We start from the raw sequence: 17,264 nt of genomic DNA, 5'->3' as shown, positions 1-17,264 counted from the left end.
AGGATAGGATCGGATCGTGAGTACCAGCCCAAGTATTTTCCTGTTCACCCATCCGATCCGGTGGTTCCGATCACTCCTCGCTGGACCCGAGGTTCGTGTCCAGCGCAGGTTGGCGATGGTTCTTCTCGTCTGCCAGGCCGGCATCACCGTCACCGGTTCCATCGTCCGGGTCACCGGCTCCGGTCTCGGTTGCGTCACCTGGCCAAACTGCCAACCCGGTTCTCTCGTCCCCGTCGCGGGAGCAGCTCCCTGGATTCACCAAGCCATCGAATGGGGCAATCGTTTGCTCACATTCGTGGTCGCCACTGCGGCACTCCTGGTATTCATCGCGGTACTCCGGTCAGCCAGGAGACGCGAGGTCCTCGTCCTTGCCTTCATCCAGGGGATTGGTGTCATCGTCCAGGCGATTCTCGGCGGCATCTCCGTCCACCTCGAACTCCGGTGGTGGTCGGTGGCCATGCACTTCCTGCCCTCGATGCTGCTCATCTGGTTGGCGGCGGTCCTCTGGGTACGTATCGCGGAACCCGACAACGGGTCACCCACCGAAACATACCCACGTCCGCTGCGGCACCTCGCGATCCTCTCTGCGACCAGTCTCGCCATCGTCCTCGGTACAGGCACCATGGTCACGGGTGCTGGTGTGCACTCAGGTGACCCCGGAGTAGGTATGGAGGGTCGACTGAACATAGATCTCGTCCGTATCGCCAACATCCACGCCCATTTCATGTATCTCTATCTCGGATTGACCGTCGGCCTCGTCATTGCTCTGGTCACCGTCGGGGCAGCGCTCCGGGCGCGCCGGATCGGCTGGATCCTCATCGGCTTCATCATCCTGCAGGCTGCGATCGGCATCATTCAGTTCAACTTCGGCGTTCCGCGATGGACGGTACCGGTACACGTCGGATTGTCCGGTACCGTGGTCGCGTTCACGGGGGTACTGTTCGCGTACGGCCGCGACCGGGTCGGTGGTAAGACAGGTCTCACCGGTTCTCCACGGGGAGACACGGTACGTCGTAGTCGAATCTCCCAGCGGAGCTGAAACCGTCCCCTTAATCCGCGATGACCCGGATCTGCCATCCCAGGGGCTGTATCACGCGTTAAGATTGTCCTATGCGAGCTATCCGGATATCCAGTCACGGCGGGCCCGAGGTTTTGGAATCAGCCGAGGTCCCCCGCCCCGTTCCAAATGAGAATCAGGTTCTGGTGGCTGTCGACGTCGCCGGAGTCAACTACATAGACACCTACTACCGCGAGGGTCTCTACAACGCCGAGCTTCCCTTCATCCCCGGTCTTGAGGGCACCGGGAGAGTGGTGCAGGATCCTCGGGGCCAGATCGTTGAGGGCACCCTCGTCGCGTGGTGCGACGGTTTCGGTTCCTATGCCGAGTATGCCGTTGTGCCCCGGGATCGTCTCGTCGCGGTACCCCGAGGTATCGATCTACACACTGCAGCATCAATGCTGCTGCAGGGGATCACCGCACATTATCTCACCGACGGGGTCTATTCACTCCGGGACGGTGACACCTGCCTGCTCACCGCGGGAGCGGGCGGTGTTGGCCTGCTCGTCACTCAGATGGCGGTGGAACGCGGAGCGAGGGTCTACTCGGTGGTGTCAACCGCCGAGAAGGAAGAACTCGCGCGACGTGCCGGCGCGACCGAGGTGTTCCGCTACTCCGACAATCTCGCGGAACAGGTGCGACAGGTCAACGGAGGAACGGGCGTAGATATCGTCTACGACGGAGTGGGGAGGACAACATTCGACCAGTCACTACGGGCGGTGCGTCCCCGCGGCACGGTGTGTCTTTTCGGTGCTGCATCAGGCCCGGTGGCCCCTATCGATCCCCAACTGTTGAACACACACGGATCGATCTTCCTCACTAGGCCGTCGATCGGTGCATGGACCGCTCGTGAAGGAGAATTCGTGATGCGTGCGCAGGCGGTCACTCAGGCGATAGTCGAGGGACGCATGGAGGTACGGATCGGCTCCGTCCATTCACTGGACGAGGCCGCTTCAGCACACCGTGAGCTGGAGTCCCGGGCGAGCACCGGATCGATCGTCCTGGAGGTTTCCTGATCCTGCCCCTTCTTCCGGGGCACCAGATATCAGAAGAATGTCGTGGAGATACCAATCATCTCTCCCACGGTCTCGAGACCGAAGAATGCGTCGATTGACAGTGCCACGAACACTGCCGCGAGGTAGTTGTTCGAGAGAATGAAGAGTTTCAGTGGCTTGACCTCCACACCGCGAACGACACCTCGGTGCAGGAGGTGTGCCATCACAATGAACCAGACCCCTGCGACCACCGCTACAGCGGCGTAGATGAACCCAGCCGCCGGAACGAGGAGCAGGGTCGTGATGACTGTGGCCCAGGTGTATAGGACGATCTGGCGGGTCACCTCAACCTCAGTGCGCACAACCGGCATCATGGGCACGCCGGCAGCCCGATAATCTTCCTTGTAGCGCATCGCGAGCGCCCAAGTGTGAGGAGGAGTCCAGAAGAAGATGATTAGGAAGAGCACGACCGCCTGCCACCACTGTGGTGGAATTCCCGCAGGTAGATTATCGGTAATCACGGCCCATCCGACAACAACCGGCATGCACCCGGCCGCACCACCCCACACGACGTTCTGCGGTGTCCGACGCTTCAACCATTTCGTATAGATAAAGATGTAGAACGCAATCGTCGCCATCACGAAGAGCGCTGCGAGAAGTGAACGGCAGAGCAGCCACAGCCAGAAGAAACTGACCACGGTGAGCGTCCATGCGAACACTGTCGCATTTCGATTGGTCACAACCATCTTCGCCAGTGGACGACGCTCAGTCCGCTTCATAACCTTGTCGATGTCACTGTCTGCGACCATGTTGAAGGTGTTCGCCGCAGCGGCTCCCATCCAGCCACCAATGACGGTCAGCAGAATCAACCCCACGTGGTTCTCACCACGATCCGCCTGGAGCATCGCAGGGATTGTCGCGACCAGGAGCAACTCGATGACTCTTGGTTTCGTCAGCGCGAGGTACGCCTTTATCGTCTCCAAGGACCATTCCTCCAGCAGATGTCGGGTCGAAGCGTCAGCGGGTCACGGGCTTCGCGGTGTCTCATCGGGGAACGACACCTGGTTGACACCGGATCTTCCCGCGGCAGCACCAGGGGCGGCACACACGGAAAGGATGAACCCACCACGGACGTGGCTGCGTACCCTCGACAATAAATAGAGGGTACACACCCGTTTGATCTTATCTCCCTTCGACCCCGCTTCCCAGTCGGAACAGTGCACCCCCACGGGCTGGGGACACCCCCGGTCGACTACGACAAATTCTCCGGGAATTTTCCGTTGACCCACCGGACCCCGCGGGGCACTGGAGCACAAGTACGGCTGAGCCGTTAAGCTGGTTCTGTTGATTACCGCGGGCGACTCCGTGGTTAATGATCCCAGCCAGTCCTTCTGGCGACCCGAATGAAACGAGGACCCGGACCGTGACCCTGTCTGATGAACTGAAGGAATCCATTCGCCACAATTACCCTGCGGATTGGAGCGACCTAGACACCCGCGCCGTCGATACGGCACGGATTCTGGCTGCTGATGCGGTGCAGAATTGCGGTTCCGGACATCCCGGAACCGCAATGAGTCTCGCACCGCTGGCATACACCCTCTACCAGCGGGCCATGAACGTCAACCCTGATCTTCCGAACTGGGCGGGCCGCGACCGTTTCGTTCTCTCCTGCGGTCATTCCTCCCTGACCCAGTACGTCCAGCTCTTCCTCGGGGGTTTCGGCCTCGAGATGGCGGACCTTGAGGCACTTCGAACCTGGGGAGCCAAGACCCCCGGGCATCCCGAGTACCGACACACAGCCGGTGTAGAGATCACCACCGGTCCTCTCGGCCAGGGGCTCGCCTCTGCGGTCGGTATGGCGATGGCGGCCCGTCGTGAACGTGGCCTCTTCGACCCGGAAGCAGCCGCCGGAGAGTCCCCCTTCGACCACCACATTTTCTGCATCGCCTCGGACGGGGACATTGAGGAGGGCGTTACCAGCGAAGCGAGTTCCCTCGCGGGAACCCAGGCCCTCGGTAACCTCATCGTGTTCTGGGACGACAACCGGATCTCGATTGAGGATGACACCCAGATCGCCTTCACGGAGGACACCGTCGCCAGGTACGCCGCCTACGGCTGGCAGACCCTCGAGGTCGAGTCCGGTGAGGACGTGGTGGCTCTGGAGGCTGCCATCGAGAAAGCCAAGGCAGACACCAGTCGTCCCTCCTTCATCCGTGTCCGTACGATCATCGGATATCCGGCCCCGACCATGATGAACACCGGGGCCGTGCACGGAGCAGCCCTGGGTGATGACGAGGTCGCTGCAACCAAGAAGGTCCTCGGCTTTGACCCGGAGGTGTCCTTCCACATCGATGAGGAAGTTCTCGCACACACCCGTTCCCTCACCGAACGCGGTGCGGAGAAGACCCGAACATGGAATGAAAAGTTCGAGGCGTGGGCGACAGCGAACCCCGAACGCAAGAAACTCTTCGAACGGCTCGCCGCTCGTGAACTTCCCGAGGGGTGGGCTGATGATCTGCCCACCTGGGAACCGGATGCCAAGGGTGTTGCAACCCGGAAAGCCTCTGAAGCGGTACTCCAGGTTCTCGGAGCATCACTTCCCGAGCTGTGGGGCGGTTCCGCGGATCTAGCCGGATCCAACAACACTGTGATCAAGGGAGCACCGTCCTTCGGACCGGAGCACATCACCACCGACACCTGGACTGCGGAGCCTTACGGAAGGAATCTCCATTTCGGTATCCGCGAACACGCGATGGGGTCCATAATGAACGGGATCGCTCTTCACGGTGGTACCCGCCCCTATGGTGGAACTTTCCTGATCTTCTCCGACTACATGCGCCCCGCTGTCCGTCTTGCCGCCCTCATGGGCACTGATGCCTACTACGTATGGACTCACGACTCCATCGGCCTCGGCGAGGATGGCCCGACCCATCAGCCGATCGAACAGCTCGCGAGTCTCCGTGCGATCCCGAACTTCTCCATGCTGCGGCCCGCCGATGCCAATGAGACCTCTGCAGCCTGGAAACACTCCCTGCTCTACCGTGAAGGCCCTAAGGGACTGGCACTCACCCGCCAGAACGTTCCCGTCCTCGAAGGTACGGCGGAGAAGGCTGATGAAGGTGTCGCCCGTGGTGCCTACATTCTGGTTGAAGGATCGAAGGCGCTCCCCGATGTCATTCTCATGGGATCCGGCTCTGAGGTACAGCTCGCGGTCGACGCTGCCAGGGTCCTCGAGAACGAGGGAATCTCGGCCCGTGTCGTCTCCGTTCCTTGCATGGACTGGTTCGCGGAGCAAGACTCCGATTACATCGAGTCCGTACTCCCGTCGACTGTGACTGCAAGGGTGTCCGTCGAAGCCGGTGTCGCGATGCCGTGGTACCGCTGGCTCGGCACCGCTGGGCGTCCGGTGTCGTTGGAGCACTTCGGTGCCTCCGCGCCTTACGAGAAGCTTTTCGCAGAGTTCGGTATCACAACCGAAGCGGTTGTCGCTGCCGCACACGAATCCCTCTCCGCCGCCATCTAACATCCGGGACAATCATTCCGGCCGGGCCATCCCTGACACCGCCAACGGTGATCGGGGTGGCCCGGATCGGTGTCACAGATGCAGTCGAACGCTGCATCACCACGGAAACACGACTACCCTCGTCTCTCGAAGCCGAGGGAACAGACGATTCCCCCTGTCCTTACTAGGAGCCGCCACCATGACCCACATCGATGAACTCGCCGAGATCGGTACCGCAACCTGGCTCGATGACCTCTCCCGAGACCGCCTCGACAGCGGCAACCTCGAGGAGATCGTCGCATCTAAATCCATCGTCGGAGTGACCACCAACCCCGCCATCTTCGCTACCGCAATGACCCGGGGTACCGCCTACGACGAACAGATCGCAGCCTTGAAGTCAGAAGGCGTCGACGCCGACACCGCGGTCTACGCGATGGCGGTTGACGATGTCCGTCGTGCCTGCGACGTGTTCCGGGAGACCTTCGAACGAACCGGAGGGGTAGACGGTCGAGTCTCCATTGAGGTGGATCCTCGACTCTCCGATGACGCAGAAGCCACGATCATCCAGGCTCGTGAACTGTGGGAACGCGTAGAACGGCCGAATCTCCTAATCAAGATTCCAGCGACCCCCGGTTCCCTCCCCGCGATCACGCAGGCTCTCTCCGAAGGTATCAGTGTCAACGTCACTTTAATCTTCTCTTGCGAGCGATATCGCGAGGTCATCGAGGCATATATCGCTGGAATCCGGGCTGCTGCAGAAAACGGCCACGACGTCTCCAAAATCCAGTCGGTCGCTTCCCTCTTCGTCTCCCGCCTTGACGTCGAAGTCGACCGCAGACTGGAAGAGATCGGTACTGACGAAGCTCTTTCCCTCCGCGGTAAGGCGGGAATCGCCAACACACGCCTCGCCTACGATCTGTTCCGGACCTCCTTCGCCGATACTGATCTGCCGCAGGGCGCGACCGTACAGCGTCCACTCTGGGCGTCGACAGGCGTCAAAAACCCCGCTTACCCGGATACTCTATATGTGACGGAGATCGCAGGACCGCAGACCGTGAACACCATGCCAGAGCCGACGATCGACGCAGTTCTGGAGCAGGGCGGCCTGCACGGCGACACCCTCACGGACCGTGCCAATGACTCCCGGGAACTCCTTTCGGCTGTTGAAGCAGTCGGAATCGACCTCGCCGATGTTTTTGCCGTGCTCGAACGTGAGGGTGTCGAGAAATTCGAGCAGAGTTGGAATGAACTTCTCGAATCCATGAGGCAGCGCCTCTGAAGCGCGTAGTAGACAGTACCTTCCGCCCTACCTCCCGCCGTCGAGCCAACGACGTCCACGGCGGATCCCATCCAAAGACGAAGCAGGCAGACATAACCGTGAGTAATACTCTGACCGGCGTCCCCGATAACGCGCCCTGGTTCAACCCTCTGCGAGACCGCCAGGACAAGCGCCTGCCCCGGATCGCCGGACCATGCGGCATGGTCATTTTCGGGGTCACCGGTGACCTGGCCCGTAAGAAGCTGCTCCCGGCCATCTACGACCTGGCCAATCGCGGCCTCCTCCCCGCAGGATTCGCTCTCGTCGGTTACGGTCGGCGCGACTGGTCGAAGCAGGACTTCGAGGCCTACGTCCATGACGCCGTCATCGCAAGCGCCCGTACCGAGGTCCGATCGAGTGTATGGGAACGGCTTGCCGAGGGAATGGAATTCGTTCAGGGTAGTTTCCGTGACGACGAGGCCTTCGACAAACTCGGAGCAAAACTCGAGACACTTGACCGGACTCGGGGGACCGCTGGTAACTGGGGCTTCTATCTGTCTGTCCCACCAGATTATTTCTCGGATGTCTGCAACCAGTTGAAGAGATCGGGTATGGCGAAGGCCCCGGATAATTCCTGGCGCCGGGTTATCATCGAGAAACCCTTCGGCCACGACCAGGAGTCCGCGCATGAACTCAACCGCGTGGTTAATGCAGTGTTCCCGGAGGACTCCGTATTCCGTATCGATCATTACCTGGGTAAAGAAACTGTCCAGAACATCATGGCTCTGCGGTTCGCCAACCAACTCTTCGATCCCCTCTGGAACAGTCACTACATCGACCACGTCCAGATCACCATGGCCGAAGATATCGGACTTGGAGGCCGTGCAGGCTACTATGACGGAATCGGTGCCGCCCGAGACGTCATCCAGAACCACCTCCTCCAACTTCTCGCCCTGACCGCGATGGAGGAGCCGGTGGATTTCACTCCGTCGGAACTCCAGGCTGAGAAAATCAAGGTTCTCCGCGCTACTGCACCGGTTCAACCACTGGCTAAAACCACTGCCCGGGGTCAGTACACCGCAGGTTGGCAGGGTTCGACCAGAGTTCCCGGACTCCGAGAGGAAGAGGGCTTTTCGCAGGACTCCGACACCGAGACCTACGCGGCCTGCACTTTGGAGATCAATTCACGACGTTGGGCCGGTGTACCCTTCTACCTCCGCACCGGTAAGCGCCTCGGACGGCGAGTGACGGAAATCGCCCTGATCTTCAAACCCGCCCCTCATCTTCCTTTCGGTGACGTCATGACATCAGCCCTCGGTCAAAATGCCGTCGTCATTCGTGTCCAACCTGATGAGGGAGTACTCATGCGTTTCGGGTCTAAGGTACCCGGATCCACGATGGAGGTCAGGGACGTCAACATGGACTTCTCCTATTCGGAGGCATTCACGGAAGAATCTCCCGAAGCCTATGAGCGTCTCATTCTCGATGCTCTGTTGGACGAGTCGAGTCTGTTCCCCACCAACGAGGAGGTGGAACTTTCCTGGCGGATACTCGACCCGATCCTCAACTTCTGGAAACAACACGGCCATCCGGAAGACTATGAGGCGGGTACCTGGGGTCCTTTGTCCGCGGAAAAAATGCTCGCCCGCGAGGATCGAACCTGGCGTCGGCCCTGATCCCCCTCGTTCATCCAATCATGCCGTTGCAAGTCGAAAGGCTCCCATGATCTTCAAACTGCCCGACACCGACACCCGGGAGATCGCCGCCGAACTGGTGTCAATCCGCGAATCGGGCGCGCAGGTCACCACAGGACGGGTACTCACCCTCATCGTTGTCGCCGACGCCGACGATGACATCGAATGTCTCATAAAGGCCACGAACGATGCATCCCGTGAACATCCCTCGCGGGTTCTCGTCATGGTGATCGGGGATCCCTCGGCCGAAAAATCCACGGTCGACGCCGAGATCAGAATTGGTGGTGACGCCGGTGCATCCGAGATCATCCTCATGCGTCTCAATGGAGAAGTCGCCAACCATGTTGAGGCAGTCGTAACTCCGCTCCTGCTACCCGATACCCCCATCGTCGCGTGGTGGCCGGGAACGGCACCCGTCAATCCCTCCGCCGACCCGATCGGCGACATCGCCGCGCGTCGAATCACTGATGCGCTCTACGACCCACCCGAGGACTCCATCTATCGACGCCGAAACCACTACAGTCCCGGTGACTCAGACATGGCGTGGTCCCGGATCACCCAGTGGCGGGGTATCGTCGCATCCACTCTCGACCAGCCACCCCACGAGGGGATCCTTGATGCTGAAATCCACGGGCCGGCCGACTCCCCCAGCGTCGATCTCGCCGCAGGCTGGCTCGCTGACAGATTCGGTATCAACATTGTTCGCCATTCGACGGGACAGGATGCCATTCCCGTGGACGCCGATGGTCGTGAATGCATTGCCATCACCCGTGTTGTCCTCTTCCGAAGTCGGTCCACCATCACCGTGGAAGTTCGCGATGCTGAAACACTAGAAGTCACGGTCGACGGTGAACCTTACGGTCTCGTAGCCCTCGGCCGCCGTAGCCAGGCAGACTGCCTGGCCGAGGAACTCCGCCACCTCGACCCTGATCTCGCATACGCCCGAGCATTACGCGGACTGAACCGCGTCCATTACGTTGACGCTTTCACCGACTGATCGAAACCACCCACGTTAGGAATCCGCATGGTCGAAATCATCCGCGTCGCTGACCTCACTGCCCTCATCGACACCACCGCAACACGCATGACTCAAGTCATTGCCTCAGCCCAAGCGACCGGAGGTCTGCACGGTGACGGAATCGCCCGCATCGTCCTCACCGGTGGTGGCGCCGGAATTGGTCTGCTCAACCGGCTTGCTGAGTTCGACGCGACCGCTAGAACAATGAGTCAGGACTTTCCGGTGCTACACATCGACTGGTCACGCATCCACGTCTTCTTCGGCGATGAACGCAATGTCGATGTAACGGATCCTGAATCAAATGAAGGCCAGGCACGTGCCGCGCTCCTCGACCACGTGGACATCCCAGACGGTAATATTCACGGGTACGGACTCGGGGAGATCGACCTGTCAGTCGCCGCCGAGAACCTCGAACGCGATCTGTCGGTATTCGCCCCCCGTGGCTTTGATCTCCATCTCCTCGGCATGGGTGGAGAAGGCCACATCAACTCTATTTTCCCGCACAGTCCTGCGGTAGAGGAAACCGAACGCCTGGTCGCCCCGGTCATCAATTCCCCGAAGCCTCCTGCAGAACGGGTCACACTAACACTCCCCGCCGTCAACCGTGCGGAGCGGGTATGGCTGCTCGTAGCAGGAGAAGAGAAGAAGGAGGCCGCTAAAGCTGTCAGGTCCGGTGCTGCAGCCGAGGATTGGCCTGCTGCCGGGGTCCGGGGGCGCACCGAAACGATTCTCTTCCTCGATGATTCAGCAGCCTGCTGATCTGCGACCACGGTGAGCGACGCCCGGGCGGCGTCGTGTGCGGTGAAGATGCTCATCGGCCAGTGCCCGGGTGCAAGCGAAAGAGAACCGCAGGAACGCTCTCTAGACGGGAGAGCGTTCCTGTGGTTCTCTTTTGCTTGCTTTCCGGATAATACGTCAGCTCACGTAGGCGTGAATGAGGTTGAGCCCGACGATACAGACAATCCAGATCACCGCACAGATGATGGTCACCCGATCGAGGTTCTTCTCCACGACTGTGGAGCCGGAGAGATTCGACTGAACTCCTCCACCGAAGAGGCTCGAAAGACCGCCGCCCTTACCTTTGTGCAGCAACACGAACATGGTCATGCCTAAACAGGAAAGAAAGAGAACGATCTGAAGCGTAAGCACCATGGAAACGTGGATCCTTAGATTGTGGAGAAACGTGTAGGTCCCGGCTGGATTTCTTCGAAGGCTCTCGGCCGGGGGCATCGCCGTATCAACGGCTTTCCGCTACCACCTTACACGGTGCAACCGACAAGATGGTGGTCGCACCGCTAATCCGGAACGCAGCTAGGTATCCGGGTTCCGGACAGTAGCGTAGTTCACGGTTATCCCGAGTTACGAAGAGCAGTGGCGAGTCCATTCATGGTCAACTGGATACCTTCTGGTACACCTGCATCACTTTCGCCCGCGCGGTAACGTCGGAGCAGCTCAAGTTGGATGACATTGAGCGGCAGAAGATACGGGTACCTGCTCCGAACCGAGCGTTCGAGTGTCGGATTGTCTGCTAACAGACGGTCTGCGCCAGTCACCGTCAGAAACATGTCGATTGTCAGATCGTATTCCGCAGCTATTGTCCCGGAGATCCGCTCAGCTACCTTCCGGTCCTTCACCAGTGTGGAATAGAGCTTCATGAGCGGCATTTCGGCTTTGGCTATTACCTGCGCCATATTCGACATCACCGAGGTGAAGAACGGCCAGTCACGGTAAAGTTGCCGTATCTCCGCTAGTCGTTGCGGATCCTCACCGATCCACTCCCGGAGCGCGGTCCCCACACCGAACCAGCCGGGCAACATCACACGGGACTGTGACCATGCCAGCACCCACGGGATCGCCCGGAGATCATCTATTGACGATGTCTGCTTCCTGGCTGAAGGTCTGGATCCGATATTCAGTGCCCCGATCTCCTGAAGCGGTGTCGAAGTGGTGAAATACTCGATGAAGCCGGGATCCTCGTGGACGAGCTGCGAGTACTTCCGTCGGGAAAGTGCAGCAATCTCCCGCATGATCTCATGTGCACGACCTGGGTCCGCGAGATGATCGACCGGGAGGAGCGAAGCTTCGAGTGTCGCGGACACCAACGCTTCAAGATTTCTCCTGGCCGTGATCGGATGGCCGTACTTCGCGGAGATAATCTCTCCCTGCTCGGTGATTCGGACAGACCCGGAGACGGCACCATCAGGTTGCGCGAGAATGGCATCGTAGCTGGGGCCACCACCGCGGCCCACTGTTCCACCCCTGCCGTGGAAGAACCGGAGTCGAATCTGGTTACGACGGCAGGCCTCGACTATGTCGAGTTCTGCATCATAGAGCGCCCAGTTGGCAGCAAAATAGCCGCCATCTTTGTTCGAGTCGGAGTATCCGAGCATGACCTCCTGTATCCCGCCACGCTGATTCACATAGGACCTGTACAAGGACACACCCCAGATATCCTGGAGGATCGAGGCACCTGCCTGGAGGTCCTCGATGGTCTCGAACAACGGGATAATATCAACGGTTCCCCGAAGCAGACCATCCTCGATCCGGATGAGTCCGAATTCCTTGAGAAGGACCATCGGTTCGAGGATATCCGTGACCGACTGGGCCATCGATATAATGCAGTGCGGAACCATCCGCTCCCCGAATTTCGCGACGGCATCAGCGGCCGCAGCAATGATGTCGAGCTCCCGTTGTGTCTCTTCACTGAAGTTCTGCGGATGGGGTGGAATAAGAGGCCTTGGGCAACAAAGTTCGGAAATGAGGAGCTCCCGCTTGGAGTTCTCATCGAGGGAACCGTAATCCCCGGTGACACCGGCACGAGAGAACACCTCAGTGAGTACGTTCTCAAAGGACTCGGAATTCTGCCGAAGATCCAGCGAATAAAGATGGAATCCGAAGCTCTCGACAGCCGAGCGTATCCGTGCGAGGCGGTCGTCCGCGATGAGTCCGTCGTAGGAATCTCGGAGGGCTGAGTCAATGACATCCAGCTCCGCCGCGAACTCCTCCGGATTCTCGTAGGGTGCATGCACCTGGTACCAGGTACCTTCGATCGAGTCGGCACCGATGAGCTTCGCCTGTGTCGCGGCAATGCGTCCGCGAATACCGTGTACCGCCCGTCGGTAGGGCTCATCGACCCTGCTGGGTATGTCATTGTGTCCACGATCAGCCAGCGCAATGAGGTCTTGACTGACTTCAGACAGACGGTCCGAGAGCGACAGTTCGTGCTCGAGCTTGTGGAGTTGCGTCGCGTAGAACTTCAGAACCGTCTGTGCGGCACGGGTCGTTGCATAACGGAGGGTTTTCGCGGTGACGTACGGGTTTCCGTCGTGATCACCGCCGATCCAGGAACCTGGCTTGACCACGGCTGTCGCCGGGATGGCGTTTCCGTATCTCTGCCGCAGTTCATGATGAACATCGTGGTTGATGTCGGGGATCTGGCGGAGCAGACTCAGTTTGTAGTACCTGAGTCCGACCTCGATCTCATCCTCGATCCGAGGGCGGACGACCCTGATCAACGCAGTTTGCCAGAGAATCGTGATCCGTCGTTGGATCGCACGATCGATCTCGACCTTGCGCGCCTCGGTGCGGACATTCCGGGGGCGAGATGCGATGTCGTGCCGCTCCTGCATCAACGCAGTAATGTGCTTCTGGACATCGAACACGGTTCGCCGCCGCGTTTCCGTGGGATGCGCCGTAAGAACCGGAGCAACCTCGGCTGTGGCAATCGCTTCAGCGACCGCCTCTGCGCTGATGTTCGCTTCCTTTAGCTTGACCCAGGTGGCTTCCAGCGTCGAATCGGGTGCGGGCGCACCACCATCGAGTACAGCTTGCCGGGTGTTCTCGTCGTTGAGGTCTTCGACGAGGTTGACAAGAAGTGCAAAATGCGAGAAAGCACGAACGACCTTGATCATCGTGTCGGTGTCGCGGTCCCGGAACATCGCGACGAGATCGTCGAGGGTCCGCTCCCCCTTCACCACGGCGAATGACGCACGCCGGGCGCCTTCTACAAGGTCAAAGATGGCGTCACCCTCTTGCTCACGGATGACGTTCCCGAGAATGCGCCCGAGATGCCGGATGTCCTCGCGAAGTTGTTCTTGCACGGTATTTTTCCTTATCAGTCTGCCGGTGGAGCCGGTGGATGAAGCCGGGCGCCGGTACGGTAACGGGTTCTGCTGGGTGATATGGACAGCACGAAGCCCGGCGCCATCTCGACGGAACCGAAACCGGTGATCACGGTGTCGGTCGCGTGGATGACGCCGGGCACGCGGGGTGATAGCTCGGGTTCGCCCGAACTATCGATGATGTCAGGCCGCCGGGCTTGCGGCGTTGGCGACAAGCTTGGCGAAATCTTCACCGTTGAGTGAAGCCCCACCAACGAGACCACCATCAACGTCAGGCTTCCCAACGATCTCAGCGACGGAGTCCGCCTTCACTGATCCACCGTAGAGGATCCTCATTCCGTCAGCGACTTCATCGTCAGCGAGTTCACGGATGGTGGCACGAATAGCGGCACACACTTCCTGGGCGTCATCAGCACTGGCTACCTTGCCGGTCCCGATCGCCCAGACGGGTTCGTAGGCGACAACAGTCTTCGCGAGCTGCTCAGAGTCTAGGCCGTCGAGGGACGCACGGGTCTGTGCGACAACGTAGTCAACGTGCTTCCCGGCTTCACGGACCTCCAGTGGCTCGCCAACACACACAATGGGACTGATCCCGTGTTTCAGCGCGGTCGCGGCCTTGGCTGCGACGAGCTCATCGGATTCTCCGTGGTACTCACGCCGTTCCGAATGGCCGACAACGACCCAGGAACAACCAAGTTTGGCGAGCATCTCCGCGGAGACCTCTCCGGTGTATGCACCGGATTCGTGCCGGGACACATCCTGTGCACCATAGGTGATCCGGAGTTTGTCACCGTCTACGAGGGTCTGCACGGAACGGATGTCCGTGAACGGAACCGTCAGCGCTACATCGACTTTGTCGTAGTAGTCCTTGGGGAGCGCGAAAGCGAGTTTTTGGACGACGCCGATGGCCTCCAGGTGGTTGAGATTCATCTTCCAGTTGCCGGCGATGAGGGGGGTACGTGCCATCTTCGGACCTTTCTTAGTGGTGGTTTATCGGGTGACGTTCTCGCCGCCAGCTCGGACGGCGTGAATGTTGAGTCAGCTCTCCAGGACGTTGACGCCCGGCAGGGTCTTGCCTTCGAGGAACTCGAGTGATGCCCCACCTCCGGTGGAGATGTGGCTGAAACCGTTCTCATCGAGGCCGAGGGTCCGGACGGAAGCTGCAGAGTCGCCGCCTCCGACGACTGAGAATGCACCGTTCTCGGTCGCGGAAATCATCGCCTGTGCGACTCCCTTCGTGCCTTCGGCGAAGGCCGGGAACTCAAAGACCCCCATCGGACCATTCCAGAAAATCGTCTTGGCGTCCGCGAGCCTCGCAGCGAACAGTTCAACCGATTTCGGCCCCATGTCCAGTCCCATCCATCCCTCCGGAATCTCAGCGACATCGACGATCTGCTTCTCGGCGTCCTTGTCGAATTTCTCTGCGGCAACGATATCGATGGGCAGCACGATAGAATCCCCGAATCGGTCCAACAGATCACGACAGGTATCGATCATCTCCTCCTGGAGGAGGGACTGCTGTACGTTGTGCCCCTTGGCTGCGAGGAAGGTGTAGCACATCCCGCCACCAATGATCAGGGCATCCGTCTTAGGGGCGAGGGCTTCAATGACGCCGAGCTTGTCGGAGACCTTGGATCCGCCGAGAACGACAACATAGGGCTTCGCCGGATTAGCCGCAACCTCACCGAGAACCTTGATTTCTTTCTCGACAAGCTGTCCTGCATAGTGCGGGAGCCGCTGTGCTACGTCATAAACGGAAGCCTGCGCACGGTGAACAACACCGAATCCATCTGATACGAAAGCACCGTTCTCACCCGTTAAGGCGACGAGCTGGTCAGCGAATGCACCACGTTCCCCGGCATCCTTGCTCGTTTCACGGGGGTCGAAACGAACGTTCTCGAGCAGGAGAACATCGCCCTCAGTCAATCCGTTGGCACGCTCATGGGCGTCTTCACCAACAACGTCACCGGCGAGTGCCACGTACTGACCGAGTTCCTCAGAGAGAGCTTCAGCGACCGGCGCGAGGGAGTACTTCTCGTTGACTTCACCTTTCGGACGACCGAGGTGGGCCATAACAATGACCTTGGCACCCGCGTCCACAAGCTTCTTGAGCGTCGGCAGTGACGCGGTGATGCGACCGGAGTCAGTGATCACACGGTTCTCGTCCAGTGGAACATTGAAGTCCGAACGGACGAGAACGTAACGGCCTTCCACGCCTTCGTTGAGCAGATCATTGAGGTTCTTGACGGTCATTGATTCTCCTTGAGGTTCAGGTTGAGTCTGAGTGTTTGTTGTGGTGCGGTCAGGGAACGGTGCCGGTACCGGATGCCGCGTGCGCGAACGGCCCGGGGGCACCACTGAAAGAAGGTGCACATCCCGGGCCGCTAGCGTATTCAGGGCGTCAGCCCGGACAGCGGAAGTTTCCGCTCCGGACTAGAGGCGCTCGCCGACGTATTCGGTCAGGGTAACGAGCTGGTTGGAATAACCCCACTCATTGTCGTACCAGGAGACGACCTTGACCTGGTCACCGATGACGCGGGTCATGCCGGAGTCAAAGATAGAGGCATGCGGGTCGGTGACGATGTCGGTGGAGACCAAGGGCTCCTCGGAGTAGGCGAGGATGCCCTTCATTTCACCTTCAGCAGCCTTCTTGATGGCGGCGTTAACCTCATCCACAGAAACTTCCTTCGAAGCTGTGAAAGTGAGGTCCGTGCAGGAACCGGTCGGGACCGGGACACGCATCGCGAAACCATCGAGCTTACCCTTGAGCTGCGGGAGGACCAGGGCGACAGCCTTGGCTGCGCCCGTTGAGGTGGGAACGATGTTGACGGCTGCGGCACGTGCACGGCGGAGGTCACTGTGCGGCGCATCCTGCAGACGCTGGTCACCGGTATAGGCGTGGATCGTGGTCATCAGGCCACGCTCAATACCGAAGGCATCATCCAGCACCTTTGCCATCGGAGCCAGGCAGTTGGTGGTGCAGGAAGCGTTCGAGATGATCTCGTGCTTCTCGGGATCGTAATCGGTGTGGTTGACACCGACAACGAAGGTAGCGTCCTCATTCTTTGCGGGAGCGGAGATGATGACCTTCTTCGCTCCCGCTTCGATGTGGGCCTTCGCTGCGTTGGCGTCAGTGAAGAAACCGGTCGACTCGATGACGATGTCGACATTGTTCTCGCCCCAGCCGAGGTTCTTCGGGTCCCGCTCTGCGGTGACGAGGATGCGCTTACCACCGACAATGATCGACTCATCGTCGTAGTCGACGTCCTGGCCGAGACGACCGAGGATGGAGTCGAACTTGAGCAGGTGCGCCAGGGTCTTATTGTCGGTCAGGTCGTTGACTGCAACAACCTCGATGTCGGCGCCGCGCTCGAGAATTGCGCGGAAGTAGTTGCGTCCGATGCGACCGAAGCCGTTGATGCCTACACGAACCGTCACTGTGATCTCCTTATGTCCTGTTGGAACTTTTGATCCATCGGGATGACCCCAAACCGGGCAGTTCAAGCGTTCATCCCTGATGGCTCTCACTCTACCGGCGTCCGCCGAAGCGCGCAGTGAAACCGGGCACAGTCGAACCAGAAATAGACATATACGGGCATCCGAACGGACAGAACACTCT

At 59.6% G+C, this 17,264-nt stretch carries 13 protein-coding genes; 7 read left to right on the top strand and 6 right to left on the bottom strand.

Going from position 1 to position 17,264, the window contains the following annotated elements:
* Positions 1–40: 40 nt before the first annotated feature.
* On the top strand, positions 41–1,039 hold the full coding sequence (locus QWU44_RS02595; RefSeq protein ID WP_370914302.1) for a heme A synthase: 999 nt from the start codon (positions 41–43) through the stop codon (positions 1,037–1,039).
* Positions 1,040–1,110: 71 nt separating this feature from the next.
* Positions 1,111–2,073: a quinone oxidoreductase gene (locus tag QWU44_RS02590; RefSeq protein WP_370914133.1), complete on the top strand. Its 963-nt coding sequence runs from the start codon at positions 1,111–1,113 to the stop codon at positions 2,071–2,073.
* 29 nt (positions 2,074–2,102) lie between these two features.
* On the opposite strand, the gene QWU44_RS02585 is transcribed toward QWU44_RS02590, so the two are convergent.
* The gene (locus QWU44_RS02585; RefSeq protein WP_370914132.1) at positions 2,103–3,035 is read right to left on the bottom strand and encodes a heme o synthase; all 933 of its coding nucleotides are present in this window, start codon (positions 3,033–3,035) and stop codon (positions 2,103–2,105) included.
* A gap of 440 nt (positions 3,036–3,475) precedes the next feature.
* On the opposite strand from QWU44_RS02585, the gene tkt reads away from it, so the two are divergent.
* From tkt to pgl, 5 genes are all read left to right on the top strand, one after another.
* Positions 3,476–5,575, top strand: coding sequence for a transketolase (gene tkt / locus QWU44_RS02580; RefSeq protein WP_370914131.1), 2,100 nt, complete (start codon positions 3,476–3,478; stop codon positions 5,573–5,575).
* A 178-nt stretch (positions 5,576–5,753) separates the two neighbouring features.
* Positions 5,754–6,833: a transaldolase gene (gene tal, locus QWU44_RS02575; protein WP_370914130.1), complete on the top strand. Its 1,080-nt coding sequence runs from the start codon at positions 5,754–5,756 to the stop codon at positions 6,831–6,833.
* Positions 6,834–6,931: 98 nt separating this feature from the next.
* Positions 6,932–8,488 (top strand): glucose-6-phosphate dehydrogenase, encoded by a 1,557-nt coding sequence (zwf, locus tag QWU44_RS02570; RefSeq protein WP_370914129.1) that lies wholly within the window; start codon positions 6,932–6,934, stop codon positions 8,486–8,488.
* A 46-nt stretch (positions 8,489–8,534) separates the two neighbouring features.
* Complete coding sequence (locus QWU44_RS02565) at positions 8,535–9,503, top strand: glucose-6-phosphate dehydrogenase assembly protein OpcA (protein ID WP_370914128.1); 969 nt, start codon at positions 8,535–8,537, stop codon at positions 9,501–9,503.
* Between the two features lie 27 nt (positions 9,504–9,530).
* The gene (pgl, locus tag QWU44_RS02560) at positions 9,531–10,283 is read left to right on the top strand and encodes a 6-phosphogluconolactonase (RefSeq protein ID WP_370914127.1); all 753 of its coding nucleotides are present in this window, start codon (positions 9,531–9,533) and stop codon (positions 10,281–10,283) included.
* 156 nt (positions 10,284–10,439) lie between these two features.
* On the opposite strand, the gene secG is transcribed toward pgl, so the two are convergent.
* The 5 genes from secG to gap form a co-directional block, all read right to left on the bottom strand.
* Positions 10,440–10,676: a preprotein translocase subunit SecG gene (secG, locus tag QWU44_RS02555; RefSeq protein WP_370914126.1), complete on the bottom strand. Its 237-nt coding sequence runs from the start codon at positions 10,674–10,676 to the stop codon at positions 10,440–10,442.
* A 197-nt stretch (positions 10,677–10,873) separates the two neighbouring features.
* The gene (ppc, locus tag QWU44_RS02550; RefSeq protein ID WP_370914125.1) at positions 10,874–13,624 is read right to left on the bottom strand and encodes a phosphoenolpyruvate carboxylase; all 2,751 of its coding nucleotides are present in this window, start codon (positions 13,622–13,624) and stop codon (positions 10,874–10,876) included.
* 204 nt (positions 13,625–13,828) lie between these two features.
* Positions 13,829–14,611 (bottom strand): triose-phosphate isomerase, encoded by a 783-nt coding sequence (tpiA, locus tag QWU44_RS02545; RefSeq protein ID WP_370914124.1) that lies wholly within the window; start codon positions 14,609–14,611, stop codon positions 13,829–13,831.
* A 72-nt stretch (positions 14,612–14,683) separates the two neighbouring features.
* Entirely contained in the window at positions 14,684–15,898 is a 1,215-nt protein-coding gene (gene pgk / locus QWU44_RS02540; protein WP_370914123.1) for a phosphoglycerate kinase, read from the bottom strand.
* Between the two features lie 180 nt (positions 15,899–16,078).
* Positions 16,079–17,083 carry a type I glyceraldehyde-3-phosphate dehydrogenase gene (gap, locus tag QWU44_RS02535; protein WP_370914122.1) on the bottom strand — a complete coding sequence of 335 codons (1,005 nt, stop codon included), beginning with the start codon at positions 17,081–17,083 and terminating at the stop codon, positions 16,079–16,081.
* Positions 17,084–17,264 lie beyond the last annotated feature (181 nt).

Source organism: Corynebacterium sp. CCM 9203, from assembly GCF_041357675.1.
Taxonomy (GTDB): domain Bacteria; phylum Actinomycetota; class Actinomycetes; order Mycobacteriales; family Mycobacteriaceae; genus Corynebacterium.
The sequence above is the reverse complement of the archived record's forward strand: the minus strand, read 5'-3'. Positions and strand labels throughout refer to the sequence as shown.

Coding starts and splice junctions, on each gene's coding strand:
- QWU44_RS02565 (WP_370914128.1), top strand. CDS start 8,535: ATGATCTTCAAACTGCCCGACACCGACACCCGGGAGATCGCCGCCGAA.
- pgk (WP_370914123.1), bottom strand. CDS start 15,898: ATGACCGTCAAGAACCTCAATGATCTGCTCAACGAAGGCGTGGAAGGC.
- QWU44_RS02590 (WP_370914133.1), top strand. CDS start 1,111: ATGCGAGCTATCCGGATATCCAGTCACGGCGGGCCCGAGGTTTTGGAA.
- tpiA (WP_370914124.1), bottom strand. CDS start 14,611: ATGGCACGTACCCCCCTCATCGCCGGCAACTGGAAGATGAATCTCAAC.
- pgl (WP_370914127.1), top strand. CDS start 9,531: ATGGTCGAAATCATCCGCGTCGCTGACCTCACTGCCCTCATCGACACC.
- secG (WP_370914126.1), bottom strand. CDS start 10,676: ATGGTGCTTACGCTTCAGATCGTTCTCTTTCTTTCCTGTTTAGGCATG.
- tal (WP_370914130.1), top strand. CDS start 5,754: ATGACCCACATCGATGAACTCGCCGAGATCGGTACCGCAACCTGGCTC.